This is a genomic window from Neolewinella xylanilytica (genome assembly GCF_002934605.1).
Lineage (GTDB): Bacteria > Bacteroidota > Bacteroidia > Chitinophagales > Saprospiraceae > Neolewinella > Neolewinella xylanilytica.
In genome coordinates this window covers 127,912-141,358 of record NZ_PTJC01000007.1, presented here as the reverse complement: position 1 = coordinate 141,358, position 13,447 = coordinate 127,912, and the positions used below count along the sequence as shown (strand labels likewise).

At 59.1% G+C, this 13,447-nt stretch carries 9 protein-coding genes; 6 read left to right on the top strand and 3 right to left on the bottom strand.

What is annotated here, in order from left to right; genetic code table 11:
• Positions 1-2 precede the first annotated feature (2 nt).
• The 6 genes from ligA to CLV84_RS18545 all read left to right on the top strand — a co-directional run bounded on the left by ligA (position 3) and on the right by CLV84_RS18545 (position 10,644).
• Positions 3-2,138 carry an NAD-dependent DNA ligase LigA gene (gene ligA / locus CLV84_RS18570; RefSeq protein WP_211295303.1) on the top strand — a complete coding sequence of 712 codons (2,136 nt, stop codon included), beginning with the start codon at positions 3-5 and terminating at the stop codon, positions 2,136-2,138.
• A gap of 104 nt (positions 2,139-2,242) precedes the next feature.
• Entirely contained in the window at positions 2,243-2,545 is a 303-nt protein-coding gene (trxA, locus tag CLV84_RS18565) for a thioredoxin (protein ID WP_104421332.1), read from the top strand.
• 39 nt (positions 2,546-2,584) lie between these two features.
• On the top strand, positions 2,585-4,153 hold the full coding sequence (locus CLV84_RS18560; RefSeq protein WP_104421331.1) for a sodium:solute symporter: 1,569 nt from the start codon (positions 2,585-2,587) through the stop codon (positions 4,151-4,153).
• Between the two features lie 94 nt (positions 4,154-4,247).
• Entirely contained in the window at positions 4,248-5,258 is a 1,011-nt protein-coding gene (locus tag CLV84_RS18555; RefSeq protein WP_104421330.1) for a beta-ketoacyl-ACP synthase III, read from the top strand.
• 120 nt (positions 5,259-5,378) lie between these two features.
• Complete coding sequence (locus CLV84_RS18550) at positions 5,379-6,161, top strand: hypothetical protein (protein ID WP_104421329.1); 783 nt, start codon at positions 5,379-5,381, stop codon at positions 6,159-6,161.
• A 397-nt stretch (positions 6,162-6,558) separates the two neighbouring features.
• Entirely contained in the window at positions 6,559-10,644 is a 4,086-nt protein-coding gene (locus CLV84_RS18545) for a tetratricopeptide repeat protein (RefSeq protein ID WP_104421328.1), read from the top strand.
• Between the two features lie 123 nt (positions 10,645-10,767).
• On the opposite strand, the gene CLV84_RS18540 is transcribed toward CLV84_RS18545, so the two are convergent.
• The 3 genes from CLV84_RS18540 to CLV84_RS18530 all read right to left on the bottom strand — a co-directional run bounded on the left by CLV84_RS18540 (position 10,768) and on the right by CLV84_RS18530 (position 13,400).
• Complete coding sequence (locus tag CLV84_RS18540) at positions 10,768-11,589, bottom strand: prohibitin family protein (RefSeq protein ID WP_104421327.1); 822 nt, start codon at positions 11,587-11,589, stop codon at positions 10,768-10,770.
• Between the two features lie 97 nt (positions 11,590-11,686).
• Positions 11,687-12,775 (bottom strand): LptF/LptG family permease, encoded by a 1,089-nt coding sequence (locus tag CLV84_RS18535; RefSeq protein WP_104421326.1) that lies wholly within the window; start codon positions 12,773-12,775, stop codon positions 11,687-11,689.
• Between the two features lie 172 nt (positions 12,776-12,947).
• Positions 12,948-13,400, bottom strand: a complete 453-nt coding sequence (locus CLV84_RS18530) for a GatB/YqeY domain-containing protein (RefSeq protein ID WP_104421325.1) — start codon at positions 13,398-13,400, stop codon at positions 12,948-12,950.
• Positions 13,401-13,447: the final 47 nt, after the last annotated feature.

The following is a 13,447-nucleotide window of genomic DNA, read 5'->3' as shown; positions in this document are numbered from 1 at the left end:
TTATGTACGGAAATGAAGAACAGCGGCAGCTCTACGCCCGCTCAAAGGAGTACCTGGAAGGAGACGTTAATTTGCCCGCGGCCGATCGGCTTCCCGAGTTACGCTCCCTGCTGCGCTACCACGAATGGCGCTATTACGTCGCAAACGACCCGGTGCTCAGCGATTTCGAATACGACAGCCTGTTTAAACTGCTCGAGGCCCTGGAAGCCGATCACCCCGGCCTGATCACGCCCGACAGCCCGACCCAGCGGGTGGGCAGCGACCTTTCCGGGGACTTCACCAGCGTGCCCCATCTCACCCCCATGCTGAGCCTCGGAAATAGCTACAACGCCGAAGACCTGGCCGAATTCGACCGCCAGGTAAAACGGATGCTGAACATGGACGAGGCGGTGGAGATCGCCTACGCGGTAGAACCCAAATTCGACGGTGGCACCATCGCATTGGTCTACGAGAACGACCGGCTGGTGCGGGCCGCCACGCGGGGGAACGGCGTTCTAGGGGAGGAAATCACCCACAACGCCCGCGTGATTAAGTCCATTCCCCTCACCGCCCGCTTCATCCAGCACGGCCTACACCGGGTAGAACTTCGGGGGGAAGTCATCATCCGCAAAGACCGCTTTCAACAAATGAACGCCGCGCGGGCCGAGGCCGGGTTGACGCTTTTCGCCAATCCCCGCAACACGGCTACGGGCGGGCTGCGCATGAAATCACCCACGGAGGTGGCGGAGCGCAACCTCGAAGCCTTTATCTATAGCTTCGGATATGGCACGGATGCGGAAGGTAACGACTCCGTCCAGGCCCTTGGCACCCACACCCAGGCGCTGGATGTCCTGGCTAAGCTAGGTTTTAAAGTACCCGCCATGGGGTACGAGCGCAGCCAGGCGGAAAACATCGCGGCGGCCGCGGATTTCTGTGAGCTATGGGAAGGCCAGCGCGAAACGTACCCGTACGAGATCGACGGCATGGTAATCAAGGTCGACAACCTGGCGCTCCAGGAACGGGCGGGCTACACCAGCCACCACCCGCGTTGGGCGATTGCGTACAAATTCGCCGCCAGGCAGGCCACGACGACCCTGTTGAACGTGGAATACCAGGTTGGCAAGATCGGCACCATCACACCGGTAGCGAAGACCGAGCCGGTAGCCCTCGCCGGCGTGATGATCAGCAGCATTTCCCTGCACAACGAGGATTTCATCCGGGAAAAGGATCTTCGCCTCGGCGACAAGGTCCTGCTCGAACGGGCCGGCGACGTGATTCCCTACATCGTCAAACCCCTCGAGGAACTGCGCGACGGAAGCGAGCAACCGATCGAATGGCCGGTCACCTGCCCCATCAACCAGACCGACGAAGCGGCCCCCCTCGTCCGGGCCGAGGGAGAAGCCGCCTGGCGCTGCCCCGTCTGCGTGTGCGGGGCGCAAAATTTACAGCGGATTGTCTTTCACGTTTCCAAAGCCGCCATGGATATCGACGGTATGGGACGCCGCTACGTGGAGCAGTTCTACGAGCTGGGCTGGCTGAAAACCATCGTCGACGTCTACCGCTTGCCCTACCCCGAGATCGCTGCGCTGGAGGGCTTCGGAGACCGGTCGGCCGACAACCTCCGCCGCAGCGTCGACACCGCCAAGCAAAATCCGCTGTGGAGGCTGCTACACGGACTTAGTATCCACCACCTGGGTAAAAAAGCCAGTCAGTTGATCGCTCAGAACGTCGACCACGTACTCGACCTGGCCGACTGGTCGGAAGATCAGTTTTTGCACATTAAGGACATCGGCCCCACGGTCGCCACCAACGTAGCGGCCTACTTCGCCAACCCCATCCACCTCGAACAGCTCCGGGAGCTAGAAGCGCTTGGCGTCAACGTCCGTCCCACCGAGGAGGACCGCCCCGCCGCCACCGTTACGGAAGGTCCATTTGTGGAAAAAAGCATGCTGTTTACCGGTAGCCTGCAGCAGCTAAGCCGCAAGGAAGCGCAGGAACGGGCGCTGGCCGCCGGCGCGCGCATCGTTTCCGCCGTAAGCGGGAAACTAGATATACTGGTGGTCGGTGAAAAACCAGGCTCGAAACTCAAAAAGGCCCAGGCGCTCGGTACCGTCCGGATCCTGACGGAGGAAGAATTTCTCGCCCTGGTCGGTGGGTGACCTCCCGCTCGCGACGAACCCAGCCGGAGCAAGGGGCAACTACAACACCCCCAAACCCCAAAGAAAACCATTCCCCCGGCCCCCAGGTTACCAATAATAAAACCATGGCCCAGACCTCCTTCCAAGACCTCATCAACGGCGAGAAGCCCGTACTGATCGATTTTTTCGCCACTTGGTGCGGGCCCTGCCACGCCTACTCCCCAATCCTGAAGCAGCTGAAAGAGGAGCTCGGTGACGGCATGCGACTGGTCAAGATCGACGTAGACCGCAACCCCGAAATCACGGAAAAACTGGGCGTCCAGGCCATGCCCACTACCATGATCTTCCACCGGGGGGAATTAAAATTTCGCGCCGCCGGAGTGCAGAGTCCACAAACGCTGAAGGACGAACTCGCCAAGCTGAGCTGATCGATTGGCGGGGGAATTGCATAAATTGCGCTCCCGCCCATGAATGCATCCCTCAGTCCTCTTGCCATCCTCGGCATCGTTGCGATCTACTTCGCCATCCTGGTGCTGGTTTCTTTCCTGACCAGCAGCAAAGACAGCGACAACAGCGACTTCTTCCTGGCGGGCCGCAAATCCGCCTGGCCGCTCGTTGCCATCGGCATGGTGGGCTCCAGTTTATCGGGGGTTACCTTCATTAGTATCCCGGGGGCGGTGGGCGCCGGCGGCGTCAATCAGGCCTTCAGTTACATGCAGGTAGTGATGGGGTACCTGCTGGGGTACCTCGTGATCGCCGTCGTACTGCTACCCCTCTATTACCGCATGGGGCTAACCAGTATATACGAATATCTCCACACGCGCATCGGCTGGCACGGCTACAAGATCGGGTCCTTCTATTTCTTGCTGTCGCGCACCATCGGGGCGGCTTTCCGCATGTTTTTGGTGGCTATCGTCCTGCAGCGGTTCGTTGCGGCCCCCATCGGCATCCCCTTCTCGGTTACCGTAGCGGCGACCATCCTCCTCATCTGGCTCTATACCTTTCGCGGCGGGATCAAGACGATCATCGTCACGGACACCCTCCAGACGGTGTGCATGCTTGCCGCCGCCGCCATCACCGTCGCGTACATCGGCAATGCCCTGGAAACCGACCTGGGGGGCATGGTGCGGATGATCGGGCAGAGCAATTACAGCCAGTGGTTCTTCTTCGAGGGGGGGTGGACCGACCCGAACAACTTTTTCAAGCAATTCCTGAGCGGTGCCCTCATCACCATCGTGATGACCGGCCTCGACCAGGACATGATGCAGAAAAACCTCAGCATGCCCAACTTCCGGGATGCCCAGAAGAATATGTTCGCCTTCAGCATCGTGCTTTTCTTCGCCAACGTGCTGTTTCTGGGGCTCGGCGCGCTGCTCTACATCTACGCCTCGACCGTCGGGCTCACCATTCCGCCCACCTCCGACCTGCTGTATCCCACCATCGCGCTGGTCAACCTGCCGCCAGTAGCCGGCGTGCTGTTTATTCTCGGCGTAATCGCCGCGGCTTATTCCAGTGCCGACAGTGCCCTCACCGCGCTGACCACTTCTTTCTGCGTCGACTTCCTGGGGATGCGGGAAAACCAAGCGGAGGGCGCCGGAGCGCAGGAACAAAGAATGTCGATCAAGCGACAGCGGCTACTGGTTCATTCCGGTTTCAGCCTCCTGCTTTTCCTGGTCATCATGGGCTTCGAACTGATCAACAACCAGGCCGTCATCAACGACCTCTTCAAGGCCGCGGGCTACACCTACGGCCCCCTGCTCGGCTTATTCGCCTTCGGGCTGCTGACCAACTTCCGGGTCCGGGAGACGATCGTCGTCGGGAACACCCACGTTCCCGCGCTGATGCTAATCTGCCTGCTGGCCCCGATCATTTCGATCCTGGTCGACCGGTATTCCGCGGTCCTGCTCGGCGGCTTCGAGTTCGGCTTCCTTATCCTGGCCTTCAACGGCCTGCTTACGTTCATCGGGCTGGTAGCACTGAGCGAGTCGCCGGACGAGCCCGAAGAAGACATGCTGGATCCCACCCTGAATAGCTGATTGTCCGGTCAAGCGGCGGTACCGGAACCTTAGCAGTTGCGGACTGACGGTGACCTGCTTACCTTGTGCCCTTTAACCAGCACCCCTCCAAACCATGAGTCAAATCCGAGCCGCCATTACGGGAGTACAGGGCTACGTACCCGATTACGTACTCACCAACGATGAACTGGCTACGATCGTCGACACCAACGACGAGTGGATAACCAGCCGCACCGGCATTAAAGAGCGACATATCCTCAAAGGCGAGGGGAAGGGAACCTCCGTCATGGTCGTGGAGGCCCTCAAGGGCCTGCTGAAGAAGACCAACACCAACCCGGACGACGTCGAACTCGTAATCTGTGCCACCGTAACCGGCGACAGCATTTTCCCCGATACGGCGAATGTCTCCGCCTACCGGGCCGGCATCAAGAACGCCTTCGGCTTCGACGTCAGCGCGGCCTGCAGTGGCTTTCTGTACGCCCTTACCGTAGGCGCTAAGTTCATCGAGGCGGGGCAGCACAAAAAGGTTATCGTTGTGGGCGCGGATAAGATGTCGTCCATCATCGACTACACCGACCGTACCACCTGCGTCATCTTCGGCGACGGGGGCGGTGCCGTCATGCTCGAACCTACTACGGACGGTGACGGGTTCATCGACTACCGCCACTACGGTGACGGCAGCGGCGAGGAATTTCTGTACCTCGTGGCGGGAGGTTCCCGCAAGCCCTCTACGGTAGACACCCTAATGGCGCGGGAACACTTCGTGCGGCAAAACGGCCGTCCGGTCTTCAAGGCGGCGGTGAAGGGGATGTCGGAAGTGGTAACGGAAGTGATGCAACGCAACAACCTTACGGCGGAAACCGTCGACTGGTTGGTACCCCACCAGGCGAATATCCGCATCATCGATACGGTCAGTAAAATGGTCAACTTCCCGCGGGAGAAAGTGATGGTCACCATCCACAAATACGGCAACACCACGGCCGGCACCCTGCCGCTTTGCCTGTGGGATTACGAAAGCCAGTTGAAAAAGGGGGACAACCTGATTCTTACGGCCTTCGGCGGTGGATTTACGTGGGGGGCCCTGTACCTGCGCTGGGCTTACGACGGCAGCACGGTCGGACAGTAGACGCCGCTCCCGCGCTCCGACGCAATTTTAAACAAGCCGGTGGTTATTCAATTAGATAAAAGAGACGCACAACGCAGTCCGCGTAGTGTTTCTAGATTATCCTACGAACCCCCGGGGCCTATGACAAACAGGGAAGAATTAAAACGCAGTGGCCTGCTGGACCAGTACGTGCTCGGCCTGTTGGACCACGAGCGTACCGAGGAAGTGGAAAGGATGATCGAGGAAGATCCGGAACTCGCCCGGGAAGTGGCCCGGATACGCAAGGATCTGAACGCGTACGCGGACCTTAAAGACATCGGCCCACCGCCCGGCGAGCGGACGCCCCGGACGGCGGAGGAATTCCGCGACCTCGACCACGAGGTGATCACCGCCATGATGGAGCACAATCACACCCTGAATATCTGGCGCTACGTACTCATGGCCGCCTGCCTCATCCTCATTGGGGTGGCGGGTTACCTGTTTCGCCTGAAAGAGGAATTGCGGAGCGACTTGGTGACCGAACGGGCGCTACACGCCCAGGACGAGGCCAGCCATCTACGCGACATGGAAAGGGGGCGGGCGGCCCTCATCAACGCCAATAGCGACTGGGAAAACTTAACATCCTACAACCGGCCGGTGGACACCGGGACGCTCCACATCCACGTCATGGAGGGCGCGGGGATCGCGTTGGTAGACTTATCCGACATAAAACCACCGGGGCCGGGGCAGGCATATTACCTTTACAGCGGCAGCCTGAGCGGGCTTTCTGAGCCGGAAATCGTTACCGGGCGGCAACTGAACGGGCTCTACGTGATTCCGTTTCACGATGCCGATCCGGTACTGAGAATTTATGAGTGGGAAGCAGGTCGGGAGGCGCCTCCGGTGGTTGAAGATCAGGCGCTTGCGGTTATTGAGTTACCATAAAATAAATTCTCTGGCTGACAGTTTGGATTTAGGAGCGCAATTATGTTTATTGCGCTCGTCGGTCGAGGGACGATCATTTATTCCCCGCGACTCGATTTTTCAGGCCTCTTCATTCTGTTCATTTCCTTCATCATCTCTCAAATGTTGCCTTCATGACGATACTGTACGTACTCATGGCCGCCTGTGCCCTCGGCGGTGGCCTAAGCCTTACTTCAGCACTGCTCGACGGATCACGTCACTTTTAGCTTCCGTAGACGCGCTTATGCTATTTTAGGATTCTATTCCATCAATTCAGTTCAAAACCACCTAAGAACTTAAACGGTTGCCAGCGCTGCGGGCAACCGTTTTGTTTTGTACGCCGGGGTTACCTTTGGCACACCGTATCTCAATACCGTCCGTGCAACCCCTAATCCCTCCATTCATACAGCAGAAGTACCTCGCCGGTGAGTTGCACGGCGAGTTGGAGGCATTTACCCTCAACATCGACCTATCGGGTTTCACCCCCCTGACCGAGACCCTGATGAAGCAGGGCTTAAGCGGAGCGGAGCAGTTGTCGGTCATTCTGAACGAAGTTTTCGAACCACTGGTAGCCCTTGCTTACGCTTCCGGGGGCTTCATCCCCTACTTCGCCGGCGATGCCTTCACCGCCGTTTTCCCCCTGGCCGCCAATCGCAGCCACGCCATGCACCTGTTGCGCACCGCGGAGCGCGCGCGCCAGCTATTCCGGGAGCGGGGAAACGAGTTTGCCAATTTCCGCATCGGCATCAAGGCGGGGATCGCTACCGGAACCGTCAACTACGGAATCGTAGGGGAGGATTTGCGGGCCTTCTACTTTCGGGGCCCCGCCATCGACTCGGCCGCGAAATGCCAGTCGCTCGCCGGAGAGCAGGAAATCGTCATCGATAATTACGTACAGAGCCTCATCGAGGGCCGGCTGGTCTACACCGAAGAAATCGACGCCCAGGCCTACCGTATCCTGAGCGACGTTTCCACCGACGTAGAGGTTGAGGTAGCTCCGCTCAATCTGCCGCCCATCGATGCCGAGATCGCCACCGCCTTCCTGCCGCCGGAGGTAGTTCGCTACGACCAGGCGGGGGAGTTCCGCACCGTGGTTTCCTGCTTTCTATCGTTCGACGCCGTGCGGACCCACGACCAGCTCAACCGTTTCGCTACCGTAGTGCTGAATCAGGTCAAGGATTTCGGCGGTTACTTCAAGGAGGTGGATTACGGCGACAAGGGAGCCCTCATGGTCATCTTCTTCGGGGCCCCGGTTTCCTACGAGAATAACGTAGCACGGGCCCTGGAATTCGCCTTGGTCGTACAACACGAACTGGAGGTACTCAGTAAGGGCGAACGGGAGCAATTCCGGTTCCGGATGGGCATGACGGTCGGAACCGCCTTTACCGGTATCGTAGGCGGAGGGGAAAGGGCGCAGTACGCCTGCGTGGGGAACCGGGTAAACCTGGCCGCGCGCATTATGTCGGCCGCCGACTGGCAGGACGTGCTGGTGGACGAAGAGATCGCCGGGAATGCGCAATTCCGTTTTCTTCCGAAGGGGGATATTCGGTATAAAGGCATCCTGGACGCCGTGCCCACCTTTGCGTTGGAGGGTCGGCAGCAGAGCCTCGGCAAGCCCGACTACGGCGGCAAGCCCATCGGCCGAGAAGCGGAAATCGAAAAGTTACTGCAGTTCCTCCGGCCCCTGGGGGAGGGGAAGCCAGCGGGTATCGCTTACGTTTTCGGCGAAGCGGGCATCGGAAAGAGTCGCCTGACCCACGAAGTACGCCGCCGGGTAAACAACGAATTCGCGACGAACTGGCTCCTCGGAAGTTGCGACCAAATCCTGCACAAACCCTTCAATCCCTTTATCTACCTGCTGCAACGCATATTCCGGCAAAGCATCGACCTATCGACGGAGCAGAATCTGCGCCGCTTCGAATTTCGCATCAACCGGCTGCGACAGGCCCTGCTGCGCCGGAAACTGCCCCAAGCCAGGGACCTGGCGGATGAGCTCGAACGGACCGAAACCATCCTGGCTGCGCAACTTGGCATCGTCATTCCCGGCTCGCTGTATACCCGGCTGGATGCCCAGGGGCGATACCAGAACACCATCGACGCCATCGTTACGTTGATCGTTGCCGAATGCGTACTGCAGCCTACGGTGCTGGAGTTGGAGGACGTGCACTGGATCGACGACGATAGCCGGGCCATCGTGCAGGAGCTCCTTCGGCGGGTCGGCGACCTACCGCTCCTGGTAGTGGCCACCGCGCGGCCCGACGACGACGGCCACTACCCCCGCCTCGTGGACGATCAATTCCGCGAACGCCACGGCATAAGCGAATTCTCGGTGGAAATTGCCGGCCTCACTTCCGAGGCGGTACGGGAGTTCGCGGAATCGACTCTCGGCGGCACCGTGTCCGAAGACACGCTGGAAACCCTGCTCCGCGCCACGAACAGTAATCCGTTTTACCTCGAACAGATCCTGGAATACTTCCGGGAAGGCGAGTTGCTGGTGAAGAAGGAAGACGGCCTGCTTCACCTCAGCGACGAAAGCATTCAGCTGTCCAACAGCATCACCTCCATCCTGACGGCGCGAATCGACCGACTGTCGGATATGGTGCGGGAAACGGTCAAGGCCGCCGCGGTCATCGGGCGGGAATTCGATATTCCCGTGCTCAGCGAGGTCATGCGATCGGACGCCGGCTTTTCCGGCACCGAAGACGCCATGAAGGAATTGCAGGAGCAGATACGAGTGGCCGAGCGAGGACAGATCTGGAGCGCGATGAACGAGCTGCGGTACATCTTCAAACACAGCCTGCTCCGGGAGGCCGTCTACGGGATGCAACTTACCACGCGGCTCCAGCAGTTACACCGGCAGATCGCGGCGGCCATCGAGAAGATCTACGCCGACAGCATCGAGGAACGGTACGTGGATCTCGCCTTCCACTACGAACAGAGCGGCGAGGGGGAAAAAACCATCGAATACCTGAATAAAGCCGCCAGCTACGCCCGCGCTAACTACCAGAATCAGCAGGCACTGGACCTGTACGAGCGCCTCATCAAGAAGCTGAGTCAGCAACCCCACGAAGACGTGACGGTCAACATCTACCTTAACCAGGGCGGGGTGTGCGAAATCATCGGCCGCTGGGAAGCCGCGCAGTTGGCTTACGAAGCTGCACAGCGGATCGCCAAGTCCAGCCGCGACGTCATCCTGCTGGGCCGTACCAACAACGCCCTGGGCCAGTTGCATACCCTCAAGGGATATTACGACCTGGCCATGGAATACCTAAAGACCGCCGCCGGACTTTTCGAATCCGTCGACGATATGTTCGGCATTGCCAAGGCCTATAGCAATATGGGCAACCTGTTCTTCCGCACCAACCACTACGACCGGGCGCTCACCTACTACAAAAGATCATTGGAAAGCGGGTTGAGCCAGGCCGGTACGACCACCTCGGCCAGCACCATCAGCCACCTCGGGCTAACGTACATGAACCTCGGGGAGTACGCCGAAGCCATTACCGTCATTGCAGAGCAGATTCCCCGCCACGAGATCAGCCACGATAGCATGGGCCTGGCCACCCTACACACCAATCTCGGCATCGTCTACTTTGAAAGCGGCGATTACGACCTTTCCTTCGAGCACCACCACAAGGGCATCAAATTGGCGCGGGAGCTCGGTAACCGCCGGCTACAGGCCATCGGGCTCGGCAGCCTCGGCAGCATCAACGAACGCAAGGGAAACTACGAGGCGGCCCTGAAACTGTTCGAGGAGGATTTAAAGATGTGTTACGAGCTGGGCGACCGCCAGGGCATCGCCGTTACCGAGGGGCTGATCGGTGACATTCACAGTGTGCTGGGTAACTTCAGCAAGGCGATCAGCCACCTCGACCGCTGCCTCTCCATCAGTAGCGACCTCGGCTACCGCAAGGGGGTAGCCAAGGCCGTCAACACCCTCGGCGACATCTACTACCTCCAGGGTAAGTACGACCTTTCCCTTAAGTACTACAATCAGGCCATCGATATCGCCCGTTCGACGACCAATCGACTGGTACTCGGTGCCAGCCTGTACGAGAAAGGGCAGGTCTTGCTGGCCGACAACCAGCTCGAAGTCCTGCGGGAAGTAGAACAGGAGGCCCTCGAAGTCGCCGAGGACCTCGGTAACCCCGACGTACTGTTTGGCGCCAAACTCCTGCACGCCCGCTGCCTGATGGCATACGACAGCGAAAATTACGCGGAGGCGCGCGCCGTATTGAACGAGTTACTCGCCAGCGAACACCTTACCAAGGAACAGGAAGCGGAGGTGCACCTTACCGCCTACCGCATCAGCGGGCGATCCGACGAGGCGGCTCGGGCACGGGCGCTCGAACGGTACGAAGCCCTCTACGAGGACACGCGGAAGTATGTCTATGACTTCTACCTCAACATGCTCCGGACGGGCGATGAAAACGAACTTAACCCGAACAGAAGGGCGGAGGATTGAATCGGGGAGCGGTGCAACGGTTGGCTGCGCTGCACTGGATGAATTAATCAGCTCCCTTGCCCGCGGAGGTACTGCTGACGAGGGAGCTGACAAAACGCCGGGAAGGGTTCCTTCCGAAAGCGATTAATTACCGCCGCCCAGGATGAGCGGCAGGCCACCATTGCCGGAATCGCCGACGACTACCACCTTGCTGTTCGGTGATTTGGCGAGTTCCAGCGTGGCTTCGATCCCCTTATCGCGGAGGATGTTGTCCGAAAGGCTGGCCGCAAGGATGCGGTTGGCATCGGCTTTGGCCTGCGCTTCGATCAGGCGGCGTTCGGCTTCCTGCTTTTCCCGGGTGAGAATGTACTCGTACTTGAGAGATGCCTGTTCGGCTTCGAGCTTTTCCTCGATGGCGGTACGGACTTTATCCGGTAGCTCGATGTCGCGGATGAGGATGGCGCGAAGGTCGACGTAGTTAGCGGCCAGCGTATTGGCTAACTCTTCGGTGATCAGGGTCTGCACCTCGTCGCGCTTGGTGGAATAGAGCTCCTCGGGGGTGAATTTGCCGATAATCTGGCGAACGCTCGACCGGATTTCCGGGCGCACCAGCCGTTCGATGTAGTCTTTGGAAAAGTTTTCGTGCAGCAGCGGCACCTGACCGAAGTTGGGGCGAATCCGGACGGTAACATCCAGGCTGATGTTCAGTCCGTTGCTGGAAAGCACTTCCATCTGCTCTTCGAGCTGCTGCTCCCGGACCTCGTAAACGTACATGGTATTCCAGGGAGCGACGACGTGAAATCCCGGAGCGAAGACCCGCTCCTTCTCCAGGCCGTCGAACGGGCGGAATAGCACGCCCCGCTCACCGGAATCGATGGTAATGAAGGTCGCGCTACTGAGGACGATCAGGAGGATCAAGGCAAAGAAGCCGAGAATCCCCCAGGTCATTAATTTTTTCTGATCCATTTTCTAATTGATTGACTATCTGACCATTTCATAACCAAAGTGGTCAGTAATCCAACACCGCCCCGGCACATTTAGATGTATCCGCTCCCCGACTCGATCAACGTTGGGCTTTCGATACGAAATACATGGCGGCGGCGAAGAACAGGATATTCGGCATCCACATGCCGAGCCACACCGGCAGGCTGGCGCTCGAAGTGATGGTGGAAGCGAAACGGCTCAGGAAAACAAACAGGGCTCCCATGAAAATGCCGATGGCCAGCTGGACGCCCATACCGCCACGCGACTTGCGCCCCGCCACGGAGAGGCCAATAAGCGTAAGAATGAAAATGGTGAAGGGTTCGGCCGACCGACGGGCGAGCTCGACCTGGTACTTGCGGATGTTGCCGGCCCCGCGTTCCTGCTGACTGCGCAGCTGACTAATGAGCTCGGGGGTGGTGAGCGAGGATTGCTGCTCCCGGTATTCGACGAAATCTTCGGGCCGCAGGTTCAGCACGGTGTCGAGCGTCGTGCGTTGGCCCACTTCGAGGGTTTCTTCCAGCCCGTCGAAGGTGCGGGTTTCGTAATTGTCCAATCGCCAGACGTCGGGATCCCCGGTTACGAAGCGCGCCGTGCGGGCTTTGGTGAGGCTGACCAACTCGTTATCCACGATGTGTTCGATCCGGAAGTTGCGGGCGGCGCTGTCGCGCTTGTTGTAGTGCGTCATGTACACCTTCGTATCCGGGGCTACGAAGAAGTGCACGTTGGTAGTCTTCCCTTCGTCGCGGCCGCGGTTGAAGTACACCCGTTCGAGCTCCGCCCGGTGGGCGTTAGCCAGGGGAACGGCGAAGTGAACCCCGCCCAAGTAAAGCAGAAAAAGGAAGCCGGAGGAGATGAGGTAGGGCCGCATCAGCCGCCAAAAGCTTACGCCGGCGTTGAGGATGCTGATGATCTCGGAATTGTCCGCCATCCGCCCCGTAAAGAAAATGACGGCGATCAGGGTAAGCATCGGCCACAAAAACCCCAGGATAAAGAGTAGGAAGGTGGGGAAATACTCCAGGATGATGACCTGCTTCGTAATGTCCGACTCGATGAAGCGTTCGACCTTCTCGCTGAAATCGACGATCATGCTCACCATCGAAAAGATCAGCACCACGAAGAAGAAGGTGCGGAGGAACTTACCGACGATGTACCAATCCAGTTTTTTCATGCGTGGCCTGGTGGCCATTTTAGAGAATCCGGTCGCTTCGCTCCCGGACTTTAGAGGGCTGCTTGCTTCGCTCGCCGACCGGTAGACGGGCCTGCGGCCCTGGTAGACGATCCGGTCGCTGCGCTCACGGATCTCGGTAGACGGGCCTGCGGACCTCGGTAGCGGGTAGTCGTTAGGCCTGGGTTAGGAGGCGTTTAACCGTGTCGGCTACCTGCTTACCGTCGGCGCGACCGGCCACGCGGGCGTTGGCCTGGCCCATGACCCGACCCATATCGCGCATGGATGTGGCACCGGTTTCGGCGATCACTTCCTGAACGATGGATTCGAGCTTTTCGTCTGACAACTGCTCGGGAAGGTAGCGGCTGATCACCTCGACTTCCTCGCGCTCGGGAGCGGCCAGGTCTTCCCGTCCCTGCTCTTCGTAAATGGTAATGCTTTCCTGCCGGCTTTTGACAAGCTTCTGCAGCAGGGCGATCTCGCCGGCTTCGTCCAGTTCCGTGCCGCTGCCGTCGGTTTTCTGCAGCAGGATGGCATTCTTGATGGCCCGGATTCCGCGGAGGGCGGCCTGGTCTTTGGCGCGCATGGCGTCTTTCAGGTCAGGGGTAATGCGGTCTTGTAAAGACATGGGTAAAAAGTTAGACGGGCCTGCGGCCCTGGTTAGATGCGGCGCTG

Bases quoted from the DNA above. Each gene is read 5' to 3' on its own strand.
- ligA (WP_211295303.1), top strand. From the start codon at position 3: ATGTACGGAAATGAAGAACAGCGGCAGCTCTACGCCCGCTCAAAGGAG.
- trxA (WP_104421332.1), top strand. From the start codon at position 2,243: ATGGCCCAGACCTCCTTCCAAGACCTCATCAACGGCGAGAAGCCCGTA.
- CLV84_RS18560 (WP_104421331.1), top strand. From the start codon at position 2,585: ATGAATGCATCCCTCAGTCCTCTTGCCATCCTCGGCATCGTTGCGATC.
- CLV84_RS18555 (WP_104421330.1), top strand. From the start codon at position 4,248: ATGAGTCAAATCCGAGCCGCCATTACGGGAGTACAGGGCTACGTACCC.
- CLV84_RS18550 (WP_104421329.1), top strand. From the start codon at position 5,379: ATGACAAACAGGGAAGAATTAAAACGCAGTGGCCTGCTGGACCAGTAC.
- CLV84_RS18540 (WP_104421327.1), bottom strand. From the start codon at position 11,589: ATGGATCAGAAAAAATTAATGACCTGGGGGATTCTCGGCTTCTTTGCC.
- CLV84_RS18535 (WP_104421326.1), bottom strand. From the start codon at position 12,775: ATGAAAAAACTGGATTGGTACATCGTCGGTAAGTTCCTCCGCACCTTC.
- CLV84_RS18530 (WP_104421325.1), bottom strand. From the start codon at position 13,400: ATGTCTTTACAAGACCGCATTACCCCTGACCTGAAAGACGCCATGCGC.